The 24,434-nt window shown below is 70.2% G+C and carries 10 protein-coding genes and 1 pseudogene (1 of these 11 running past the window's edge); 5 read left to right on the top strand and 6 right to left on the bottom strand.

Annotated elements, in window-relative coordinates; translation table 11 throughout:
- Window positions 1-214 (top strand): annotated as a pseudogene (locus ROA7023_RS17655) (IS3 family transposase); the annotation flags it as partial.
- Here the strand turns inward: ROA7023_RS17655 and ROA7023_RS17650 are convergent.
- From ROA7023_RS17650 to ROA7023_RS17630, 5 genes are read right to left on the bottom strand one after another with little or no spacing between them, the layout of a single operon-like run.
- Window positions 211-1,200, bottom strand: a complete 990-nt coding sequence (locus tag ROA7023_RS17650) for an ABC transporter ATP-binding protein (protein WP_085880357.1) — start codon at window positions 1,198-1,200, stop codon at window positions 211-213. The pseudogene ROA7023_RS17655 and the gene ROA7023_RS17650 sit on opposite strands and share 4 nt — an antisense overlap.
- A complete protein-coding gene (locus tag ROA7023_RS17645) occupies window positions 1,197-2,183 on the bottom strand; it encodes an ABC transporter ATP-binding protein (protein WP_085880356.1) in 987 nt (328 codons plus the stop codon). The genes ROA7023_RS17650 and ROA7023_RS17645 overlap by 4 nt, the downstream gene beginning before the upstream one ends.
- Complete coding sequence (locus ROA7023_RS17640; RefSeq protein ID WP_159458575.1) at window positions 2,180-3,049, bottom strand: ABC transporter permease; 870 nt, start codon at window positions 3,047-3,049, stop codon at window positions 2,180-2,182. The genes ROA7023_RS17645 and ROA7023_RS17640 overlap by 4 nt, the downstream gene beginning before the upstream one ends.
- The gene (locus tag ROA7023_RS17635; RefSeq protein WP_085880354.1) at window positions 3,049-3,996 is read right to left on the bottom strand and encodes an ABC transporter permease; all 948 of its coding nucleotides are present in this window, start codon (window positions 3,994-3,996) and stop codon (window positions 3,049-3,051) included. Before ROA7023_RS17635 ends, ROA7023_RS17640 begins: the two co-directional genes overlap by 1 nt.
- A gap of 51 nt (window positions 3,997-4,047) precedes the next feature.
- A complete protein-coding gene (locus ROA7023_RS17630; protein ID WP_085880353.1) occupies window positions 4,048-5,529 on the bottom strand; it encodes an ABC transporter substrate-binding protein in 1,482 nt (493 codons plus the stop codon).
- Window positions 5,530-5,771: 242 nt separating this feature from the next.
- On the opposite strand from ROA7023_RS17630, the gene ROA7023_RS17625 reads away from it, so the two are divergent.
- From ROA7023_RS17625 to ROA7023_RS17615, 3 genes are read left to right on the top strand one after another with little or no spacing between them, the layout of a single operon-like run.
- Window positions 5,772-6,602: an amidohydrolase family protein gene (locus ROA7023_RS17625; protein WP_085880352.1), complete on the top strand. Its 831-nt coding sequence runs from the start codon at window positions 5,772-5,774 to the stop codon at window positions 6,600-6,602.
- Window positions 6,603-6,623: 21 nt separating this feature from the next.
- A complete protein-coding gene (locus ROA7023_RS17620; protein ID WP_085880351.1) occupies window positions 6,624-7,943 on the top strand; it encodes an aspartate aminotransferase family protein in 1,320 nt (439 codons plus the stop codon).
- Entirely contained in the window at window positions 7,940-8,890 is a 951-nt protein-coding gene (locus ROA7023_RS17615; protein WP_085880350.1) for a Gfo/Idh/MocA family protein, read from the top strand. The genes ROA7023_RS17620 and ROA7023_RS17615 overlap by 4 nt, the downstream gene beginning before the upstream one ends.
- Before the next feature lie 100 nt (window positions 8,891-8,990).
- Here the strand turns inward: ROA7023_RS17615 and ROA7023_RS17610 are convergent, their stop codons facing one another.
- On the bottom strand, window positions 8,991-9,806 hold the full coding sequence (locus tag ROA7023_RS17610; RefSeq protein ID WP_159458574.1) for an efflux RND transporter periplasmic adaptor subunit: 816 nt from the start codon (window positions 9,804-9,806) through the stop codon (window positions 8,991-8,993).
- Between the two features lie 158 nt (window positions 9,807-9,964).
- Between ROA7023_RS17610 and ROA7023_RS17605 the strand changes: the two genes are divergently transcribed.
- Window positions 9,965-24,434, top strand: partial view of a CARDB domain-containing protein gene (locus tag ROA7023_RS17605; RefSeq protein WP_159458573.1) — the start only. It continues 18,497 nt past the right edge of the window; 14,470 of the gene's 32,967 nt are visible here — the first part of the coding sequence; the start codon lies at window positions 9,965-9,967; its stop codon lies off the right edge, out of view.

The raw sequence follows: 24,434 nt of genomic DNA, 5'->3' as shown, positions 1-24,434 counted from the left end.
GATCAAGGACGCCACGGTCAAACGCTACCACTACGACAGCCACGGCCAGTTGCGGACGCACCTCGCCGACTTCCTCGCAGCGTACAACTTCGCGCGAAGGCTGAAGACCCTGAACGGCCTCACGCCTTACGAATACATCTGCAAAATCTGGACGTCAGAGCCAGATCGATTCATCCTCGACCCGATCCACCAGATGCCGGGACTGAATACCTAGGCCCGGCCCGGGCTGTCCGGCCCGGCGTGATGGCAGGCGACGTGGTGGCCGTCTGGCAGCCGCCGCAGGGGCGGGGCGGTGCCGCAGACCTCGGTCGCCAGCGGGCAGCGGTCGATGAAGGCGCAGGCGCTCGAGACGGTGCCGCGGCGGGTGGCCTGGGTGCCCTGCACCGCGACCAGGTCCTTGAGCGGTGCCGCCGGGTTGGGCGTCGCATCGAGCAGGCCCACCGTATACGGGTGTTCGGGCGCGGCGAAGATCCGGTCGACGCTGCCGCTTTCCACCAGCCGGCCGCCGTACATCACGTTCACCTTCTCGCAGAACCGGGCCACGACGCCCATGTCGTGGGTGATCATCAGCACCGCGATGCCGCGGTCCCGATTGAGGCGGCCCAGCACCTCCAGCACCGAATCCTGCGCGGTGACGTCCAGCGCCGATGTCGGCTCGTCCGCGATCACGAGGGCGGGCTCGCAGAGCACGGCCTGCGCCACCATCACCCGCTGCCGCTGACCGCCCGAAAGCTCGTGCGGGTAGCGGTTTACCAGATCCTCGGGGCCGGGCAGGTCGACATCGGTCAGCATCGCCAGAATCCGCCGGTGCCGCTCTGCCCGGCTGTCTGGGCGGTGGGCCCGCAGCACCGCGTCGAGCTGGTTGCCGATGGTGAAGGCGGGGTTGAGCGAGTGCATCGGGTTCTGGAAGATCATCGACGCGGTCTGCCCGCGCAGCCGGCGCAGCCCGGCGTCGGGCAGGGTCAGCACCTGCTGGCCGTCCAGCGAGATCGCGCTGCCGGCGCCGTAGCGGGTGCGGCGCGGATCGTCGAGCCGCAGGATGCTGCGGGCCATGACCGACTTGCCCGACCCGGATTCGCCGATAACGCCCACCCGCTCGCCGGCCCGGACAGCCAGAGAGACGTCGATGACCGCGTGCAGCTCGGCCCCGCCGACGCGGAACGACACGCTCAGGTCGTCGATCTGCAGCAGGGCCGTCATGGCGCAGCTTCCCTTGAGGCGATCTCCTGCCAGAAATGACAGGCGATCCGGGCCTCGCCCGCGGGGTCGAGCGCGGGCTGGTCGCGGGCGCAGCGGTCCGCGGCGTGACGGCAGCGGGTGCGGAACCGGCAGCCCGAGGGCGGATCGGTCGGGTCCGGGATCTCTCCCTCCAGCGGGCGGCGCACCCGCGCCCGTTCGATCGCGGGGTCCGGCACCGGCGCGGCCGAGAGCAGGGCCCGGGTATAGGGATGGCGCGGGGTCTCGAAGATCTCGCCCACCGGTCCGGTCTCGACGATCCGGCCGAGATACATGACCGCGACCCGGTCGGCGATGGTGCGCACCAGCCCCAGGTCGTGCGAGATGAACAGCAGCCCCATGCCGGTCTTGCGCTGGAGCCCGCGCAGCAGGGTCATGATCTGCGCCTGGGTCGAGACATCGAGCGCCGAGGTGATCTCGTCGCAGACGATCACCTCGGGCTCCACCGTGAGGGCGCGGGCGATGCAGACCCGCTGCCGCTGCCCGCCGGAGAGCGCACCGGGATACTGGTCGGCGACCTCGGGCGGCAGGCCGACCTCGGACAGCAGTTCGCGCACCCGGGCGGGCCAGCGGGCGCGGGGCAGCACGCCGTGCAGGCGCAGCGGCTCGGCCAGGCACTGGCCGATGGTCCAGCGCGGGTTCAGCGCCGAGAACGGGTCCTGGTAGATGATCTGGACGCGCCGCCGCAACCGGCGCCAGTCGGGCGCGCCCTGGGGCGGCATCGGGGCGCCGTCGATCCGCACTTCGCCGCCGCTGAGCCGCTGCAGACCGATCGCGGCGAGGCCCAGCGTCGATTTGCCCGAGCCCGATTCGCCCACGAGGCCCAGCACCTCGCCCTGCCGCAGGGTGAGGTCGGCGCCGGTGACCGCCTGCAGGCGGCGCAGCTTGCCACCGCGCCGGGCGGCAAAGACCACGTCCGCCGCGGCCACGTCGATCAATGCGGTCATGACGTCCTCCGGTCCGGGTTGATCGCGTTGCCCGCCATGTCGCCGGCAAAGACCAGCGCGGCGGACGCGATGGTGGTCACGGCGCCCACCGACAGCGGATACCAGATCGCCGAGACGTAGTAGTTCTTGGAAACCAGCATCAGCGACCCCCACGAGATCTGCGGCGGCTGCACCCCCAGCCCGATAAAGCTGAGCCCGGCCTCGATCAGGATCGCGACCGCCATGAGCTGGGGCACGATGACCATGATCGGCCCGAGGATATTGGGCAGGATGTGCCGCAGCAGGATGTCGCCGGTGCCCGCGCCCATGGATCTCGCGCTGCGCACGAACCCCTGTTCGGTCAGCACCTGGGTCTGGCCCCGCACCAGCCGGAAGATCCGCGGCACGAAGACGATGCCCAGCACCCCGATCAGCGTGCCGAGCGAGGCGCCGAGGCTGGCCACGACCATCACCGCGAACAGCACGATTGGAAAGCTCAGGATCGCGTCGGCGACAATGGTCAGCGCATAATCGGCGCGACCGCCGCGATACCCCGCGAGCAGCCCCGCAGGCACCGCCACGAGGGCCGCGAGCGCGACGCTGCCCATGGCGATCGCCACCTCCAGCCGGGTGCCGTAGAGGATCCGGGCCAGCACATCGCTGCCCAGCTCGTCGGTGCCCAGCCAGTGCTTCCACGAGGGCGGTTGCAGCAGCGACCGGGCGTCGATCTGCGTCGGATGATACGGTGTCAGCCAGCTTGGGGCCACGGCCGCGGCCAGGGCCAGCAGGCCGAGCAGGCACAGCAGGATGCTGCCCGGTCTGCGCGGCAGCAGGGCCTTCAGGCGGCCGGCCCCCGCCGGGGCCCCGAGGCGGTCGGCGCCCGCCATCAGGCGCGGGCCTGCGGCGTGATCAGCCGATACAGCCATTCCGACAGGATGTTGATCAGGATGACGGCGAGGGTGATGATCAGCACCGTGCCCTGGACCACCGGGTAATCCCGCGACATCACCCCGGCCAGCAGCAGCCGGCCGAGGCCGGGCAGGCCGAAGACCTCCTCCACGATGACGGCGCCGCCGATCAGGGTGCCGATCTCGACCCCGACCACGATGATCAGCGGCGTCAGCGAGTTCTTGGCCGAGAACCGAAAGAGGATGCTGCGGCGCGAGAGACCCATGGCGCGGCCCACGGTGATGTAGTCGCGCTCCAGCGTGTCGGCGGTCTCGGTATAGACGAAGCGGGTGAAGGACCCGATCAGGAAGATCGCCAGCGTCAGCACCGGCAGGGTCATATGCGCGGCGAAGGCCAGCGGGTCGGCCAGCAACGGCTCGAACCCGCGCGAGGGGAACCAGCGCAGGCCGCTGGCGAACCAGTTCAGCAGCAGAAGGCCAAGCCAGAAAGAGGGGATCGCGATGAAGACCGTCGCCACCGTGCGGATCGTCGCGTCGCGCCCCGATCCGCGCCGCTCGGCTGCCAGCGTGCCCAGCAGGATCGAGGCGGGCACGGCCGCGGTCACGGACAGCACGATCAGCCAGATCGTGACCGGGGCGGCGGTGCCGATCATCTCTATCACCGGGCGCTGGCTGCGGTTCGACACGCCCAGATCGCCGGTCGCCAGATTGCCGAGGAAGATGCCGTATTGAACGGGGATGGACTTGTCGAGGCCGTAGGCGGCGCGGATCTCGGCCAGCCGTTCGGCATTGTCCTGACGCCCGGCGGTGGGGCCGAGCAACAGCTCGGCCGGGTCGCCGGGCGTCAGGCGCAGGGTCACGAAGACGACCGTGACGACGACCCAGAGGATCAGGAGCACGCGGACAGCGCCATAAAGCCGTGTCATGATGGGCCGTGATCCTTCGGGTCGTCGCAGCGGGTCATCGGGAGCGGGTCACTATTCGGTCAGCGTCACGCCGGTGTAGAGGCCCCAGCCAAGCGGGTTCATCGCAAAGCCCTCGACACCGTTCGAGGCGACTGCGCCAACAGGGCGCGACTGGACCGTCATCACCGGCACCTCGTCGACGACGATCTGCTGCAGCTCGGAATAGATCTCCTCGCGCTCGGCCCGGTCGCCGGTGGCGATGCCGGCGGCGACAAGCTCGGCCACGCGCGGGTTGTCATAGACGTCGCCCTCGAAATGCGGACGCAGGATCACGTCGAAGAACGAATGCGGGTCGGGCGAGACGCCGAAGAAGTTCCACGTCATGTCGTAGTTGCGCGACACGTAGGCATCCAGCCAGACCGATATCTCGGAGACGTTGATTTCAAGATCGACGCCGATCTCGGCCAGGCTGGATTGCCAGACGCGGGCCATCTGCTCGCCCTCGGGAAAGCCCGCGGGGATCTCGAGCCCGACGGTCAGGTCCGAGACGCCGGCCTCTTCGAGGGCCGCCGCCGCGGCGTCAAGGTCGTAGCCGTAGCCCGCCAGGTCCTCGTAGGCCCAGGAGCTGGTCGGAAGCGGGCTCGCGTTGCTCTCGCCGCCGCCGGAATAGGCGACAAGCTGCACCGCCTCGCGGTCGAAGGCATGGGCCAGCGCCCGGCGCACCGCGGGATCCGACAGCGTGCCGGTGGTGCCCATCATCTCGACATAGGCGACGCTGTTGGAGGCGGAGGGCCGCACGACGCTCGCCGCCGAGGTGTCGACCTGTGCCAGCACCGCGTTCGACGGCTCGGCCACGATGTCGATATCGCCGGCATAGAGGTTGGTCAGCGCGACCTGGCTGTCGGGCACGGGCCGGAATTGCAGCGTCTCAAAGGCCGGCTTCTCGCCCCAGTAGGCGTCGTTGCGGCTGAGCACGATCGCGTCGTTCGGCGTCCAGCTTTCGAACACGAAGGGGCCGGAGCCGATCGGCGCGCTGGTCGCGTCGTCAAAGCTGTCGGGCGCCAGGATGAAGACCACGGTCAGCGCCGTCAGGAACGGGGCATAGCTGTCCTCGAGCGTCATCTTGAGGGTGCTGTCGTCCACCGCCTCGAACGCGGTGACCCGTTGCAGCGGCGTGCCGATCACGCCGCCCAACTCGGCGCTGCGCTGAAGCGAGGCGATCACTGCCTCGGCGGTCACCGGGGTGCCGTCATGGAACGTCGCGCCGTCCTGCAGGGTGAGGGTGAATTCGGTGGCGTCCTCGTTCACCTCCCAGGAGGCGGCGAGGCGCGGGACCAGGTTGAGGTCGGCGTCATAGCCGATCAGCGGGTCGAAGACCGTGTTGCCGATGGCGGCCTGGAACGCGATGAGCTGGTTCGTGGCCGGATCGAAATTGTCGATGTCCCCGGCGAGCGCGACGGACAGGGTGCCGTCCTGCGCCATGGCGGGGCCGGCGGCGAGCGCCAGTGCGACCGCTGTCGACGTGGCCAGACGGTGGAAGCTGATCTTGGTCATCCTTGGTCTCTCCTCTGTTGGAGCTCCGGACCCGGCGCACCCCGCGCAGGAGACCCGTGAGCGTCACGAGCGATGTAAAACGCCGTTCCACATTCAGCTTAGAAAGCTCGATCGAGTTTCGTCAAGCGTCGATTCAGAACAGTAAAGGCCCGGCTTCTTGACCGATTGACGGATCTGAAGGCAGGGTGCTAGAAAAATATGAAACAGCGTTCCACATTGCGAGGAGGCGACTGGCTGTCCCGATGATCGACATTCATACCCACATGCTCAAGCCATCATACTGGGGCGCGGAATACGACCGAAACTGGCGCGGCCCCTACGGCAAGCCCTGGCAGGAGCCCAGCGTCGAGGAATTCGACGCGGTGATGACCGAGGCCGGCGTCACCTTCGCCGTCGTCTTCGGCATCACGGCCAAGGCCGCCGGCGTCCATTCGCCGACCGAGGAGGTTGCCGCGTTCTGCGCCCGCCTCAAGACGCCCAACGTTTGTTTCATGGCGCTGGACCCCGCCGACCCGGACTGGCGCCGCGCCTTCGACGAAGGACTTGCTGCCGGGGCGAAGGGCATCAAGCTTTATCCCGTGATGGCGCATTTCGACCCGTCCGACCCGGCTTTCGATCCTTTCTACGCCGCCGCCGACAGCCACGGCCTGCCGATCCTGTGGCACATGGGGGCCACGCCCTCGGCCGAGGGCGATCTGTCGGTCAGCCATCCGCTGGTGATCGACAAGGTCGCCCGCCGGTTTCCCGGCCTGCGCCAGATCATCGCCCACATGGGCCACCCGTGGCAGCGCGACACGGTGCAGGTGCTGCGCAAGAACCCCAATGTCTATGCCGATGTCTCGGGCATGTGGACGCGTTCGATGGACGGCTACCTGGCGCTGGTCAACGCGCAGGAATGGGGGGTCGTGGACAAGCTGCTGTTCGGCTCGGACTATCCGCTCTGGACCCCGCAGGTGACCGTCGACGGGCTCCGCGGGCTGACCCGGATGGGCAGCGAGGGCTTTCCCCGGGTGCTGCCCGAAACGATCGAGACGATCCTGTCGAAGGATCCGCGTCCGCTGCTGGACCTCTGAGGCGTCTGAAAGGATATGACCATGCTGGATCAAGCATCAGCCACCACCGCCGACCTCTGGGCCCGGGCCGAGCGGGCGATTCCCGGCGGGGTCAATTCCGCCACCCGCCGGATCGGCCGCCCGCTGGTGATCGAGCGGGCGCGGGGGGCCCATGTCTGGGACGCGGACGGGCGGCGCTTCATCGACTACCACGCGGCCTTCGGCGCGACGCTGCTGGGCCATGCCGACCCCGTGGTCGGAGAGGCCGTGGCCAGGACGCTGGTCGACCAGGACCTTGTCGGGATGGGCGTCTCGCGGCTGGAGATCGAATGCGCCGAGCTGGTCAACGCGATGATCCCCTCGGCCGACAAGACGATCCTGACCATGAGCGGCACCGAATCGACCTTCCAGGCGATCCGGCTGGCCCGCGGCGTCACCGGGCGCGACCTGATCGTCAAGTTCCAGGGCTGTTTCCACGGCTGGCACGACGCGGTGTCGCGCAACGTGATCTCGACCCCCGAGAAGGCCTACGGGATGGACCCGACCTCGTCGGGCATCCTCGCGCCCAACCTCGAGGCGACGCTGATCGCCGAGTTCAACGACCTCGCCTCGGTGCAGGAGCTTTTCGCGCGGCACAAGGACCGGATCGCCGCGGTCATCCTGGAGCCCATTCCGCACAACATCGGCGCCCTGCTGCCCGACCAGGCCTTTCTGGAAGGGCTGCGGGCGCTGACCGAGGAGGAGGGCGCCCTTCTGATCTTCGACGAGGTCATCACCGGGTTCCGCCACGCGCCCGGCGGCTACCAGGAGATCTGTGGCGTGATGCCGGACCTGACGACCTACGGCAAGGCGATGGGCAACGGCTTTCCGGTGGCGGGCATGTCGGGCCGGGCCGACCTGATGGATCAGTTCAGCTCGGCGGGGGGCAGTGTCCTGCTGGCGGGAACGTTCAACGGCGGGCCCGCGTCGACCGCGGCGGCCATCGCCACCCTGACCCACCTGCGCACCACCGATTTCCACCAGCGGGTCTTCGCCCTTGGCGACCGGCTGCGCGCGGGTCTTGCGGCGATCACCGAAGATCTGGGGATCGAGGCCTGCGTCACGGGCTATGGTTCGGTCGTGATCTGCTATTTCATGCCGATGCGGCCCAAGGGCTATCGCGACCTGCTGGAGCACCATGACGACAAGGCCTATGCCGAGTTCCACCGCCGGATGTACGACCACGACATCCTGATGCTGCCGATGTCGCTGAAGCGCAATCACATCACCGGCGCCCATACCGCCGAGGACGTGGACCAGACTATTGATGCCGCCCGCGTCGTGCTGACCGAGATGGCCCACGAAGGTCTCGTCGGGGCATGAAGGCCGCGGTTGTCGGGGCGGGCTGGATGGGCGGTGTCCACGCCGCCGCCATCGCCGCGGCGGGCGATACCGTCGCCGTGGTCATCGACGCGGATGCGGCGCGCGCGGCGTGGCTCGCGGAGCGGTTCGGCGCCCGCGCGGCGCCTGATCTTGCCGCGGCCGAAGGCTGTGACGCGGTGGTCCTCGCCACGCCCAGCGCCGCGCATCTGGAGCAGGCGACCGAGATCGCCGGGATGGGCCTGAACCTGCTGGTCGAAAAGCCCCACCGTCTGCCCTACCAGAACGCGGATGCCCTGCGCACGGCGCTGGTGCGCGGCGGCGCGCAGTATCGCGTCGGGCTGACCACCCGGTTCCATCCCGGGCTGCGTAACCTGAAGGCGCTGCTCGAGGCCAATGCGCTCGGCGAGGTGCTGAGCTATTCCGACAGCTATCACTTCCGGCTCGATCCGGGGATGCTGTCGGAGTGGTATTTCAGCCGCGCGACCGCCGGCGGCGGGGTCGTGACCACCAATGGCGTGCACCTGATCGACCGGGCCGGATGGCTGCTGGACGGCCGGCCGGAGCTTGTGGACGCGGCGGGGCTGGTGCCGCTGATCGAGGGGCACGAGGTCGAGGACCACGCCGAGATCCGGCTGCGGGTCGCCGATACGCCGGTGCGGATGTCGCTTCTGTGGGCGCCGTTCGACACCGCGCCGCCGGAACTGTGCATCATCGGCCGCAAGGGCATCGCCCGGGTCGGGCTGGATTTCTGGCGGATCGAGACGGAGAAGGGTGTCAACGAGGGCCGCAACGACCGGCCCGACGACGCCTTCATGGAACAATGGCGCAGCTTTCGCGACCTGGTGGAAGGCGGCCCCGGCGGCAGCGCGCCCCCAGATCTCGACGCGATGGAGCACACGATGGACACCATCGTGGAGATCTACAGCCAGGCGGGCCTCGGCCCCTAGGCCGAGGGTGCGCGTCTGGCCGGGTCGGGGCAAGGCGTGCCGGTCCCGCGATCGATCGGGCCGCCACCGATCGGGCCGCGACCGCTCCGGCCGCGACCGCTCAGTCCGGCGCGGGGTCCGAGAAATCTATCGCGCAGCGCAGGCCCGCGGGCAAGTCCCGGTCCGGGTTCCGAAGTGTCAGGCGGACGCCGAAGGTCGCGCTCGAGGCGTCGAAGACCGAATCGACCACATCGACCACCGCCTCGCGCGGGGTGTCGTAGGGCGGCTCGGGGGTGACCCGGGCGCGGTCCCCGACCGCGACCGTCCGGCTGATGGCGATCGGGGCGAAGACCTCCACATGCAGCGGATCGAGGGCCGCGACCGTCAGCACCGGCTCTCGCTCGCCGGTGAATTCGCCCGCCGCCTTGGTCCGCTCCACAACCACGCCGTCGATGGGGGCGCGCACGACATGTTCCTCGACGATGCTGCGGGCGCGCGCGACCTCCAGCTGGGCCAGCTCGAACTGGACGCGGGCCTGCTCGGATGCCGCCTGCGCCTCCAGTTGATCGGCCAGCAGGGTGTCGAAGCGGTTGCGGGTCAAGAGCTCCGCCTCGCTGAGCGACCGGTTCCGCTCCACCTGCTCGTCGAAGAGGTCGCGCCGCTGGGCCGTGATCTCCAGCTGGCTGCGGTCGGCGGCCCGCGCCTCGGCGATGCGCAGATCGGCCCGCTCGGGGCCGGCCTCCAGCTCGGCCAGGATATCGCCGCGGACGACCTCATCGCCCCGGCCCACGTTGAAGTGCGACAGGCGCCCGGCGACCGACGCGCTGAGCGCCACCACCTCGGAGGGGCGAATCACGCAGCCCTGCTCGATCACCTGCGTTTCGGATCTGAGCGGCGCGAGGAGCGTCCCCAGTGTTGCCAGCGCGGCAAGGGCCATGCGCGGCGTCAAGATGTTTTTGTGGTGGCACCGGGGTTGCATGGGGGCCAGTTTCGACACACAATCATCTAAATCACAACCACTTGCCCCCCGAAGCGGACCGGATGTGCCCCGCCCCGGGGCGGTGTAGTATACAGTGCAGGAAGTGCGACGACGGTTTGAAGCGACGCGCCAACGAGGCCGAAGCCAAGATCAACAAGTCCCGCGATCCATCGGATCGCCACGCGGGATCTGACGGATCGCATTGCCCCGTCGACAGTGCCTTCCAGTTCGAGACCCTGGAACCCCGGCTGCTGCTGTCCGCCGACCTGCTGCCTGTCGCCGCCCAGATCGACGTGCCGGGCGAGCGCGACCGCTACACCTTCACGCTTGATGCCGAACGCAAGCTGGTCTTCGACGCGCAGGAGGGGCCCGACCGGCTACGCTGGAACCTGACCGGCCCCGAGGGCGAGATCGTCCGGACGCGGGATTTCGCGGCCTCGGACGCGGACAACCAGGACGATCCGGTGCTGACGCTGGCCCCGGGCACCTACGAGATCATCGTCGACGCGCCGGGCGACGAGACCGGCGCCTATCGGTTCCGGCTGCTGGACATCGCCGCCGGCGGGGCGCTGACCCTGGGCGACGAGATCACGCTGAACCAGGAGCGGGCCACGGAAACCGCCGCCTGGACCTTCGATGCCGAGGCCGGCGACCGGCTGACCTTTGCGCCCGACGCCTCGGACTTCGGCGTCACGGTCAAGCTGCTGGATCCCGATGGCGAGGTCGTGGGCACACCCGAAAGCCTGAACCTGATCCGCTTCGCCCCGCTGGAGCGGTCGGGTCAGTACAGCCTGCTGATCGAGGGCGGCTATACCGGCAGCTCGCCGCGCGACATCGCCTTTACCCTTGGCAAGACGCCCGAAAACGTCTTTGCCGCGGCGCTGGACGACACCATCAGTGGCACGCTCGGCACGCCGGGCGGCGGCCTCGACGTTCATGAATTCGAGATCACCGAAGACATCCTCGCGGTGCTCGACAGCATTGACACGACGTCCAGCAGCTTCCGGCCGTTGCGGGTCTCGCTGGACGGGCCCGACGGGACGGTTCTGGTCACCGAGAACCTCTCGGGCGAGGATCCCGTCCCGCTGCTGCTGACGCCGGGCACATGGCGGCTGCATCTGAGCGGCGAATTCGAGATGGACTATACCGTGTCGCTGCGCGGCGCGGCATCGGCACCCGCGATCACCGCCGGCGAGACGGTGACGACCACCTTCGACGACACCAACCGGGCGGGGCTCTACCGGCTCGATGCGGCGGCGAACACGCGCTACGTGGTCTCGCATTCCGGGGAAAACCGCCAGTTCCGCGTCATCGACCCCGGCGGCGGCATCCTGGTGGACACGAGGTTCGGGACGGACGGCAGCGGCTTCAACGTTTTCGAGGCCGGAACCTACCTGATCGCGCTGGAGGGCTACGCCCGCCCGGCCACCGCCACCTGGTCGCTTGCGGCCGAGAGCCTGGACCCGCCCGAGGCTGTCGACATCGGAGAGATCCTGACCGCGACGCTGGAGCCGGGCGAGAGCAAGACCTGGAGCTTCGTCGGCAAGGGGGCGCCGGTGCTGGTGGATGGCGACCTTCGGACGGCCTCCCACAGCTACGACCTGCGCGGCCCCGAGGGCGTGATCGCCAGCGATCAGCCGTTCGACCGCTACAGCATCTCCAGCAGATGGGAGGCCATCCTGGATGCGGCGGTCGGCGAAACTTATTACCTGACCTTCACAAACGAGGAGTCTTCGGCCCGCGACGTGGCGCTGGAGCTGGTGGATTTCTCCGATGCGCCGACGCTGTCGGGACCGGGGCGCCTGACGCTGTCCCTGCCCGAGGGGCGGCAGGCGCGGTTCGTGCGGCTGGACCGTGGCAGCGCCACCCGGCTGACGGTGGATGCGGCAGAGCCGTTCGCCGCCCAGCTGTTCGACGCCAACGGTGCCGAGCTGCCGGTCTCCGGTTTCGGCGGCAGCTTCGATCTGGAAGGGCTTACCGGCCCTCTCTATGTGGGGGTCGAGTTCGCCTACGACATCACCGACCCGCGGGAGGCCGTGATCGCCCTGCGGACGGAGCCCGCGCCCGTGCCGCTCGACCCCGATGCCGGGGCGTTGGCCGAGCAGGCCACCGAAGGTGTCATCGGCAGCGGCGGGCTGCGGGTCGCCGGGGGGCTGGCGTTGGAGGTCGCGCCGCCCGAGACGCTGGACGTCACCGGCAGCCTGACGGTCGAGGGCTGGTTCCGCCCGGATCTGCTCGGCCCCGACCGTACGGCGCGCACCCTGTTCGAGCTTGGCGAGGAGGCCGACGCCCTGTACCTGCGGGTCGGCGGCGACGGCCAGATCTTCGGCCGGGCGCATTTCGGCCCGGGCTCTTACGGGCGGGCCTATTTTGTCAATTCCGGGGATGCCGCCGTCAAATCCGGGGAGTGGAGCCATCTCGCGCTGGTCCTCGACCGCGCCGCGGGGCGGATGGCGATCTATCTGAACGGGGTCGAAGTGGGGGCGCTGGACGAGGGCGGGCTTGGGCTTGCCACCACCCGGCCGTTCTACTTCGGCGCCAGTCGCGACACCTCCGATGCGCCGTTCCGGGGCGACATGGACGAGCTGCGGATCTGGTCCGACGCCCGCACCGCGGCCGAGATCGCCGCCAGCTACCAGAGCGCCGCGGTCGCAGATGCCGAGGGGCTGGTTGCCGCCTTCGGGATGGAGGATCCCGCCGATCTGGCCGCCGAGCGCAGCGGATCGGGGGCGGTCGGGCGCCTGGCAGGCCTGCCGGACGACGCCGGGATGGTCTCGACCGTCATGCTGGGCGGGGACCGCCAGCGCTGGGAGATGACCCTGACCGAGACCCGCCGGTTCTATGCCGACCACGTCTTTGGCGGGCGGGTCGATCTGCGCGATGCGACCGGGGACCTGCTGGAGCGGATCGACGACGGGTTGACGTTCAATCTGCTGACCCTCGGGCCGGGGCGTTATACCCTGTCGACCGAAGACCAGGGGCTGACCGCCTTCCGCCTGCTGGACGCGGGCGACGGGGCCGCCCCCGCGCCGCTGGGGCAGGTGACCCAGCTGGATCTGCCGGGGGCATCGACGACGTCGATCCTCGCGCTGGAGGCCCGCAAGGACCAGAGGCTCGACATCGGCTGGGCTCTGCCGATGCAGAACGACGACGCGATCAGGCTGGCGGTCTTCGCGCCGGACGGAACGTTGCTGAAACGCAGCGCCAATGTCTATTCCATGGGCCGGATGCGGTTGCCGGCGGACGGCCGCTATATCGTCGCCATCGAAGGACAGGGCAGCGACAGGCTCGGGACCGAACCGGTTCTCGCCCGGCTGCGGCTGCGGCTCGATGCGCCCGAGGCCGATGTGCAGCCACTCGACACCGCGCCCGCCATCGAAGCGATCTGGAACACCGACCCGACCGGCCGGACCGAGCTGGACATGACCGGCAGCCAGACCGTGACCTTCCCCGAGGCGATGATCGGCGACATCGGCCGCACGCTGACGCTCAGCGCCCGGATCCGAACCGATTCCTTCGGCGACCAGACGATCGCGACGCTCGTTGCGGACGGGCGCGAGGTGCTCGCGCTTGTTGCGGACGGGTCCGAGATCGTCGTGCGCACGCTCGATTTTCCGACCTGGACGCGGACCGTCAGCGTCCGCGCCGACGACGCGATCGAGCTTTTCCGCCCGGCCGATGTGGATGCCGTGATCGACCGCGACGCCGGCACGCTGACCCTTTACGTGGACGGGCAGAAGCGCGGCAGCAGGTTGATCGACACAAGCTGGTTCGACGCGCCCGGCACGCTGGTCCTGGGCGGGATCGCCGACCGGTTCGAGCCGCGTTTCTCGGGACGGATCTCGGCCCTGCGCCTGCGCGCCGATGCAGCCGCCCCGGATGTGCTGGCCGCCGGACATGCCGGAAGCTGGGATCCGGACGATCCGGCCCTGCGCCTCGCCCTGACCTTCGAGGAGGGGGCCGGCGACGCGCTCTTCAATCGGACCACGGCGGGGGGCAGCGCCCTGATCGCGCCGGTCACGGACGACGCTGTGACGGGCCGGTTCCGCGCCCATGACGATGTGGTCGAATACACCTTCACCCGCGCCGCGCCGGGCCACCTGCTGCTGGAGGGGCTGAGCGGCCCGCGTGCCTTCTATGAGCTCTACGGGCCTGCGGGCCTGCTGTTCTCGGGGGATCTCGACTATCACGACATCCCCGAAAGCATCCTGCCGCTGGGCGCCGGAGAGTATCGCCTGCGGCTGACGCCGCCCACCCCCGAAGACCTGGGCGCCTTCGCGTTCCGGCTGCTCGACGCCGCGGACGCGACGTTGATCGCGCCGGGCGACACGGTGAACGTCGACACGCCTTCGGGCCTGGCGGGCACGCTCGTGACCTTCGATGCCGAGGCCGGCCACCGCTACCGGATGCTGACCGAACCGGACAGCGCCGCCGAGGTGGATTTCTTCGAGGCCCGCTACCTCGCGGATACCCGGCGCGGCGCGGCGTCATGGCCCGTGGCCTGGCGCGACGGGCGCATGTTCGCCTATATCAGCGGCAACCAGGAGCCGCTCTTCGGCGCCTTCACCCTGGACGACCGGACCGTCCCGGCCCAGCCGCTGACCCTTGGCGAGACGGTGCAGGGCGTGCTGCCGCGCGATGGCGACCAGCGCGATTTCGCCTTCACCCTCGATGCGGCGACCACGCTTCTGCCGGACATGCGGGCGCCCAGCCTGCGGTGGGAGCTGCGCGACGGCGAGGGCCGGGTCGTGTCCGGCGGCGGCCCGCTGGTCGATCTCGGCCCCGGCGATTATGTCTTCCGCGTCTCCGGCACCCGCAACGGCGCCCGCGACCTGCCGTTCGTCTTCACGCTCTACGATGCGGCAGACATCGCCGAGACCATCGGGTTCAACCAGGAGGTCACGAACCGTCTGCGGGTCAGCCAGCGCGGGGTGCGGCTCTATGCGCTGGACATCGACGGGCCTGCGGATTTCGACATCGAAACGGTGGACGGCGTCCGGTTTTCCGGCCGCTCGCAGATCGTGTCGGCGGCGGGCAACGTGGTCATGGACGAGTGGTCGCTTCCGGAGCGGCGGGTGATCCTGCCCGACGCCGGGCGCTGGTATCTGCTGCTGCAGGGGTTCGACTTCGCGGACGAGACCGTGGCCAACACCAGCGACCGCCACCGCTTCATCTTCGACGGCGGCGAGAGCGAACCGACGCTGGGCCAGAGCACCGCCGATTTCGAGACCGCGGGCCTCGGATTCGACCTTGGCAACGCGCGCGGCGAGGCGGCGCGGGTGATCGACGACGGGACGGGCAACAGCTTGCTGCGCCTCACGGGGGTGACCGATACGTCCACCACCAACACGGTGTTCTTTGACCAGACCCGCGCGGGGCTGCTCGGCAAGGCCGAGATCGCCTTCGACATGCGGGCCGCGACACTCGGCGGGATCGGCGCCCAGGGCCGCGGGTTCGAGATCGCCTGGCTGCCCGCCCGCGAGCTGGGCGTCACCGGCGTCACCGATTTCGGGCCGAGCGCCTTCGGCGACGACCGGCACGAGCGCACGATCTACGTGGCGCTGGAGATCACCCGCGCCAGCGACGGGACCACCGACCACCGGATCGTTCTGCGCCGCGACCGCACCGAGATCGCCGAGATCCCCGTCACCGCCGACCTCGCCCGCGACGCGTTCCAGCGCCTGCGCGTCACCCTTGAAGAGGCGCGGGGCGGCGTCGAGATCACCGCGGGCCTGACCCCGCCCGGCGAGAGCGAGACGATCCTCGCGGACGCGGTCTACGTCGCCTCGGGGCTGCGGCTGGGCGCGGGACGCTTCGCCGTGCGCGCCTCGACCGAGAACAGCGCGGGCACGGCCAACCACGACATCGACAACGTCTCGATCACCACCGCGCCGGGGGCGGACGGCCCGATCGCGCTCGGGGATCTGGTCGAGGGCGTGATCGAGGATCTGGGCGACTCGGGCAATTACCCGGTCGTGATCCATGACCTGGTGCTCGACAGCGAGACCCTGATCGCCTTCGACGCGCTCGGCGGCGGCTCGCAGCTGGAATGGTCGCTCTATGGTCAGAACGGGCGGGTGCGCAGCGCGGCGACCTTCGCCAATTCCGACGGGGCCAGTTACCGCGACAGCGACAAGCCCATGCTGTTGGGCCCCGGCCGCTACGAGATCCGCGTCCAGGCGGATCGCTTCAGCGGGGCCTCTGGCAGCTATGCCTTCCGCCTTCTGGATCTGGGCGCGGTCCCGGACCTGCCCGACGAGACCGCGCCGGTCGATGTCGCGCTGGACCCCGGCAACGAGACGCGGGCCTTCGGCTTTGACGCCGCCGCGGGCGAGATCGTGCTGGTCGACGTGATCGCACAGACCCTCGGGGATGTTGCGATCCGGCTGATCGGCCCCCATGGCGAGGAGCTGCGCAGCGTCACCAATGGCGATTCCCAGGTGGACCGGGACGACCTGCGCGACATGGCCCCGGTGGTGCTCCCCTGGTCCGGACGCTACGCGCTGCTGGTCGAGGGGGTCTGGTCGCAGACCGCGCCCAACGACATCACCTTCCAGATGCGCCGGGTGCCGACATTGTCCGAGGCGCTGACCCTGGGCGAGACGGTCACCGCCGATATCGACCAGCCCGGCCGTGTCCGCGCCTATACCTTCACCCTGACCGAACCGGAGGTGGTGTTTGTCAACGCCATGGCCGCCGAGGACCTGCGGGCGCAATGGCGCCTTGTGGGTCCGGAGGGGACGGTCGGCGCCCGCGAGTTCCCGTCTTCCAACGCCAACAGCGTGATTGGCCCCGCCGCCTATGTGCTGGGGCCGGGCGACTATCGCCTGACGATCTCCAACGAGGACGACCGCACCGGCACCGCCGCCTTCAGCGTGATCGCGGCGGGGGCCGCGGCGCCGCTCGCGCCTGGCGACAGCGCCAGCTTCGACCTGCCCGCCGGGCAGACCGGCCGGATCCTGGCCCTGTCGGTCACCGGTGGCGAGGACTACCGGATCGAGGCGAGCCTGCCGGACGATTCCAGCGTGCTGTCGCTGCTGGGGCCGGACGGCCGCCGCCTGACCAAGACCCGGATGCGCGATGCGGCCGACCTCATCCGCTTCACCGCGCCCGCTGACGGCCTGGTCTACCTGGTGCTGGAACAGCGGCGCTTTGCCGATCCCGAAACGGTCTCGATCACCTTCGCGGGCGACGCGATCCCTCAGATCCCGGTGAGCCTGGGCGACCGGGTCGATCTGGATCTGGCGGGGGCCGAGCGGCGCGACCTGACCTTTTCCCTCACCGGGCCGGAGGATGTCTGGGTCGACGTGCTGGCCGGCAGCGCCAACACCGCGTGGCGCCTGATCGGCCCGGATGGAGAGATCGGAAGCGGCGATTTCGCCGGGGATTACGGCGGTCCGGGGTCTCCGTTCTTCCGCCTTGCCGCCGGGGATTACCGGCTGCGGGTCGAGGGCGCGGGGCCCTCGGCGCTGCGCCTGCTTGCCGCAAGCGCGGGTGCTGCGCTCGATCCGGGCAGCCCGGTCACCGTGCGGCTCGACCCGGCCAGCGGGGCGAAGATGTTCCGCTTCGACGGCACGGCGGGCGAGGCGATCTTCATCGACGTCGTGTCGGGCGGCGCGTTCGGGCGCTCCACGCTCTTCGGCCCGTCCGGCCAGGTCGTGGACAGCTTCGGGCTGACCGATTCCGGCCGCCTGATCCTGCCGGAGGACGGCGCCTACATGCTGGTCGCCGCCGGCGGCCGGCCCGACAGCGATCCCGCGCAGGAATACCGGTTGGCGCTGTTCGACAATCTCGACCCCGCGCCGGTGGAGATCCCCACCACCGACGACGTCGCGGGCCCCGACCTGACGGTCGCGGACCTGTCCATCGTCGGATCGGCCGTGGCGGGCGAAACTCTCGCGCTGACCTGGCGCAGCGTCAACGCGGGCTCGGAGCCGGCGTCGGGCATGGTGCAGGAGCGGATCACCGTGCGCAACCGCGACACCGGGGCGATCCTCGCGTCGTCCCAGCTGACGCTGGACCTGACATCGCCGTTGGCCGCGGGGGGTGGGGTCGACCGGTCGCTTGACCTTGCGCTGCCCGCGGGTGCGGACGGGGCCGGGCCGATCGCGGTGCAGGTCGTCACCGACAGCGGCAACGCGCTGGCAGAGCGCAACCCGGGGGGCGATGCCGAGGGCAACAACACCGCGACGCTCGAGGCCGAGTCCGAGCTGCCGCAATTCCCCAACCTGGTGATCGCGGACATCACCCCGCCGGATCTGACCGGCTGGGCCCCCGGGCAGGCGGTGACGATCCGCTGGACCACCCGCAACGACGGCAATGCCGCGGCCTCGGGCGGCTGGACCGAGGCGCTGGTGATCTCCACCCGCACCGGCATTGTCGACCGGCTGGAGGTGGCGGTGGCCTCGGCCCTCGCGGCGGGCGCGAGCGCGGAGCGCAGCGTGCAGTTCATCGTGCCCGCGGGCGAGGCCGCGACCGACATGTTCACCCTCGAGGTGCGCCTGGACACCGGCGGCGACGTGGCCGAGAGCGCCCCGGGCATCGACGCCGAGGCCGACAACATCGACACGGGCGAGATCGTCGCGGCCCCCGACCTCGCGCTGGAGGATGTGGCGATCGTCACGGCCGAGCCGCGGGCGGGCGACCCGCTGACCATCGGCTGGACCGACAGCAACATCGGGACCTTGCCGACGCCGGACACGCTTTATCATACCGTCGTGGTGCGCGACGACACGTCCGGCGATGTGCTGCTGACGAGGACCCGGAGCTTTGCCGGGCTGGACGTGGGCGAAAGCGCTGCCCGGCAGTTTGTCATCGACCTGCCGGTCGAGGCCGTCGGCCCGCTGCGGGTCGAGATCGAGTTGAACGAGCGCACGGATGGCACACGCGGTTTTACCGAGCTGACGGCCAACGTCTTCAGCGGGTATTACAACAACGACGCCCGGATTGACCTGGTCGCCGCCGAGCCCCGGCTGGCGGACCTGTCGGTCAGCCCCCCGCGCGCGCCCGGCGCGGCGCTGGCCGGGGCGGAAATCACCGTGGACTGGACCGTCTCGAACGACGGCAGCACGGCGACCTCGGTCTCGGACTGGACCGACCGCGTCGTGCTGACCCAGGCCAGCGCGCCGGGCGGGGCCGGCGACATCGTGCTGGGCGAGGTGGCGCGTAGCGCGGCGCTGGCCAGCGGCGACAGCTACGAGGGCAGCCTGACGCTGCGCCTGCCGTCGCTTGCGGCGGGGACATGGTCGATCTTCGTGATCGCCGATGCCGACAGCGCCCTGCAAGAGCCGGGCACCCGCGCCAACAACCTTTCGGCGGCGCACGAGATCGCGGTGTCCGTGCCGGACGTCAACCTGGCCGTGGGCGCGGTCTCGGCCGCGCCGGCGCGATTGTTCGCCGGGGCCACCACCGATGTCGGCTGGCAGGTCACCAACGCCGGGACCGAGCGGGCGGCGGCGGGCCGCGTGGACCGGATCTATCTTTCGACGGACGACACGCTGTCGGCGGGCGACCGGCTGCTGGCCGAGGTCACGGGCGGCGCGGCGCTGGAGTCCGGCGCGTCGCAGGCGCGCACAGAGCGCGTGACCATTCCCGGCGACGTCGCGGGCGATCTGCGGCTGATCGTGGTCACCGACGCCACCGGCGCCATCGCCGAGAGCGACGAGGCGGACAACACCGGCGCGGCCGCGCTCGCGGTGCAGGGCCGCTCGGCGCCCGACCTGGTGGTCGACAGCGTCTCGGCCCCCTCCGGGGCCAATGCCGGCAGCCCGATCGACATCACCTTCCGCATCCGCAACACCGGCGACGAGGCCGCCCGCGGGCCCTGGCAGGACAGCATCGCGCTGGTCGATCCGGTGACCGGCGACACAAGGGAAGGGTTGATCACGGTCGAGCGCGGCTTCGATCTGGCCCCGGGGGCGGAGTACGAGGTCACGCAGCGGGTCTTCCTGCCCGACGATCTGTCCGGCAGCTATGCGGTCCGGGTCACCGCCGACACCCTAGACCGGGTCTTCGAGGGCGGGCTCGAGGACAGCTTTGCCGACAGCGCCCCGATCGTGATCGGCCAGGCGGACCTGGCGGTCGAGACCGTCAGCATCCCCGGCGCGGGCGCCGCGCGGGCGGGCGAGGATCTGCTGGTCGAATGGACGGTGCGCAACGATGCCGGCTTTGCCGCGATCGGCGCACGCACCGACACCGTCTGGCTGTCGCGCGACGGCCAGTTCGACCCGGAGACCGATATCCGGCTGGCGGATCTGACGCGGCCCGACGGGCTTGACCCCGACGCGTCCGAATCCCTCTCGGCGACGGTCCGGCTGCCGCTGGCGGTGGCCGGGAACCTGACGATCTTCGTCCAGGCCAATTCCGGCAGCACGATCCCCGAAGAGGGCGGCACCCGTGGCAATGTCGCCGGACAGGCGCTGAGGATCGCGGACACCGACTATCCCGACCTCGCGGTCACGGCCTTCTCGGCGCCCGGCGAGCTGCGCGGCACGTTCTTCCGTGGCACCTTCGACTGGACCGTCGACAACGCGGGCGCGGCCGCCACCCGCGCCGATGTCTGGATCGACGAGCTGTGGCTGGTCGACGGCGACGGCGACGAGACGCGGATCGGCCAGTTCACCCGCGCCGGTGCATTGGCGCCGGGCGAAAGCTACTCCCGTTCCGAGACCATCGGCTTCGACGTGCCGGACGGCGTCTACCGGGTGGAGCTGCGCACCGATCCCGCCGGCGCCGTGGTCCAGCAGGCGGGTGCCGCCGGCAACGACATCGACGGGCAGGAGATCGTGCTCGCCCGCGGGCCCAGCGTCGATCTCGCCGTGCGCGACGTGGCCGCGCAGGGCACCGGAGGGCTGCGGGGGGGCGACCGGGTCGAGGTCAGCTGGACCGTCGAGAATGTCGGCACCCTGTCGACCGCGCTGGCGTTCCGCACCGCGTCCTCGATCCGCGACCTGGTCAAGGTGGTGGAGGCCGACAGCGGCCAGGTCCGCGAGTTCGCCATCGTGGACCGCCCCGGCTATCTCGGCCCCGGAGAGTGCTATTCCGGGCAGGCCGAGCTGGTGCTGCCGACGGACCTCGACGGCGACTACCGGATCGAGGTCGAGACCAACACCGCGCGCATCTACGAGCTGCGCCGCGACGACAACACCGCCAGCAGCGCCGCCTTCGCGGTGACCCCGGGGCCCGGGCCCGACCTGCGGATCGTGTCCTTCGGCAGCCCCGACACCGCCGATGAAGGCGAGGTGGTGACGCTCTCCTGGGTGCTCGAGAACGCAGGGACAAGCGATCTGGAAGGCGATTACGTCGAGACAATCCACTTCGTCGCCAATGCCGACGCGGACGGACGGCTGGGCGGGACGACGCAGGTCTATGAGCTGACCACGCAAGGCGGGCTGCAGATCGGCGACCGGCTGGAGCGGACGGCCCGGATCGACACCGACGCCATCGGCGGCTTTGTCCGCGGCGGCTGGTTCGAGGTGTCCGTCGAGCTTCCTCGCGGCAGTGCCCAGCGCGACGGCGACAGCGGCAACAACCGGCTCACCGCCGAGATCGACGTGGTGCCGGCCCCGCGCCCGGATCTTCAGGTCTCGGCCATCAACGCCCCCGACACGATCACCGCGGGCGAGACGCTGAGCCTCGACTTTATCGTGCAGAACCTCGGCGCGGCCGGCGCGGACGGGCGCTGGACCGACCGGGTGGCGCTGGTCTCGGACCCGGACGCGTCCCTCGACGGCGCGGATTTCATCGAGGTGGAGAACGCCTCCGCCCTGGCGGTCGGGGCGGAGTATCGTTCGGCCGCGGTGGAGATTGCGGTGCCGCAGCGGGCCGAGGGCACGTATTACCTGGTGGTCGAGACCAACCTGCGCGGGCTGGACGAATTCGGGGCCACCGACAACAACCGCCTGACCCGCGCGATCGAGGTCGCGGGCATCCCCTTCGCCGATCTCGCGGTCAGCGATGTCAGCGGCCCCGACCAGGTGCTCGCCGGCGCCACGGCCGAGGTCAGCTATACCGTCACCAACCTTGGCGAGGCGGAGACCCGGCAGGGCGCCTTCCTCGAACAGATCTGGCTGACGCGCGACCGCAACCGGCCGCGCCCGTCCTCCTCGGAGGGGGACATCCTGCTGCGCACGATCACCCGCGACAGCGGCGTGCTGGGGCCGCTGGCGGGCTACGACACCTCGGCGGTCGTCACCATCCCCGAGACGCTCGAGACCGGCCGCTGGCACCTGACCCCCTGGATCGACCCGTTCGACACCGAGCCCGAGGAGACCTTTTCGGACAACGTGAACCCGGACGATCCGAACACGCCCGACGGCAACAACTTCAAGGCCGGCGGCGGCCGCAACGCCGAGGTGATCGTGATCGGCCGGCCCGCGCCGGTGCAGCGCAGCGACCTGGCCGTCGCGGGCCTGGAAATGGCCCCTGCGCCGGGCACCGACGGCACCTACCAGGACGTCACCATGCGGTTCGAGAACCGCGGCGACCTGACCATCGCCGCGGGCGACTGGGGCTGGAACCTCGACATCTCGGACCATCCGGCGGCGGCGACCAACGCCTACAACCTCGATTACTACGCCGGCATCTTCAATTCGATGGACGGCGAGAACGTCGAGATCGCGCCGGGAGAGACCGTCACCGTCACCAAGCGGTTCCGCATTGGCCCGCAGGTCGAGGGCCGGTTCCTGGTGCTGGACGTCAGCTCTGCCTCCGACGCCCGGCCGGACAATGACCTGGCCTATCGCGACGTGTCGTTCAGCCAGCAGGTCACCGACCTCGAAGTCACCGACATCCAGCTGGAAGCCTCGGCCATCGCCGGCACAAGGACCGAGGTGACCTATACCGTGACCAACGTCTCGGGCGGGCCGCTCTGGCCGGGGACGGACACGCTCTACGACCAGATCTGGCTGTCGCTGGGGCCGGGGAACGACACCTATGTCAAGCTGGAGACGGTCGGCACGTCCTTCGACGCGCCGCTGGCGCCGGGCGAGCGCTACAGCAACACCCGGCAGGTCGACATTCCCGTCGACATCGGCGATGGCGACTACCGGATCCACGTGCGCGCCAACGCGCCGGGCGGATCGACCTTCGCCACCAAGCTCGGGTTCGACCGGACCGGCAGCATCCGGACCGAGGGCCGCGGCTTTCAGTATCAGAACCTGGCCTACGACGTCTTCGACGACGGCAACGTGCTGGGCGCCGACATCAGGATCGGCACGCTTGCGCCCGACCTGGTGATCACCCGGTTCGAGGCGCCCGACACCGTCGTCGCCGGAGAGACCTTCACCGCCGTCATCGAGGTCCGGAACCAGGGCAACGCGATCGCCGCGCCGACCTGGATCGACCGGCTGGTGCTGTCCGCGGACGGCCAGCTGAGCGAGGACGACCATTTGCCCGACCCGGCCGACCCCGAGGGCGGCGCGGACAACGGCACCCTGGCCGAGATCGCGCTGGACCCCGGCGAGAGCTACGAGGCCGAGATCGAGGCGCGGGTGCATTACACGCTCGACGGCACGTTCAAGCTGCTGGCCATGGCTGACGGCGGCGGGCTGCGCGGGATCGACCCGGTGCCCGGCGTCCGCGCGGGCGGTCTGCGGCTGTTGGATCTGCAGGCCTCCGAGACGGTGGGCGAGGGCGCGGGCGAATCCAACAACCTCTCGGTGCGCGACATCACCGTCCTGCCCGCCGACCGGCCCGACATCGTGATCGAAAGCCTCGATGTGCCCGACCGCGTCGTGGCCGGCGAGGAGGTCACGCTCACCTACCGCCTGCGCAACGACGGCACGGCGGTTCCGGCGGATCTCGCGCGGATCTACGCGCGGATTGGCTTCGGCCTTCCGGGCGCGAGCGGCACGATCTCGGCCGCGCTGCCGCAAGAGGCCGGGTCGGTGCCGGTCATGGCCCCCGGCGAGACCGAGGAGGGCGAGATCACCTTCCGGATCCCGTTCACCGCGACCGAGGGCACCTATGTTCTGAATTTCCAGGCCGATTACTGGCGCAACTGGCCCAACGGCCAGGTGTTCGAGACCGCGGCGGGCGAGGCGAACAACCGGCTGGAGCGCGCGATCGCGGTCGATCTGCCGGCGCCGGCGGACCTGCGGCCCGACAACCTGACCGCGCCCGCCAGCGCCCGCAGCGGCGATCCGATACAGGTCACATGGTCGGCGGTGAACGCGGGCAGCAACGCGGTGCGCGGCCCCTGGACCGATGCGGTCTACCTGTCGCGGGACGGGACGCTCGACACCGGCGACATCCTGATCGGAAAGGTCACGACCGAGGCCGACCTGCCCGCGGGCGAAAGCCGCAGCCTGACGCTCGACACGGTCCTGCCCGGCGTGGCCGAGGGCAGCTGGCGGGTGATCGTCCGGTCCGACGTCTTCAACGATGTCTACGAGGCCGACCGCGAGGTCGACAATGTCGCCGTCTCGGCCACGCCGTTGACGGTCACCGTGCCGCGCCTGTCGCTGGGCGAGACCGTCAGCCTCGATCTGCCCGCGGGGGAAGAGCGGCTCTTTCGCATCGACGCGCCGCCGGGGCAGACGCTGCAGGTCCTGTCCGAAGGCGCCGACGGGGCGGCCGATCTCTATA

The organism is Roseisalinus antarcticus (assembly GCF_900172355.1).
Classification (GTDB): Bacteria; Pseudomonadota; Alphaproteobacteria; order Rhodobacterales; family Rhodobacteraceae; genus Oceanicola; species Oceanicola antarcticus_A.
This window is presented reverse-complemented; position numbering and strand designations above follow the sequence as displayed.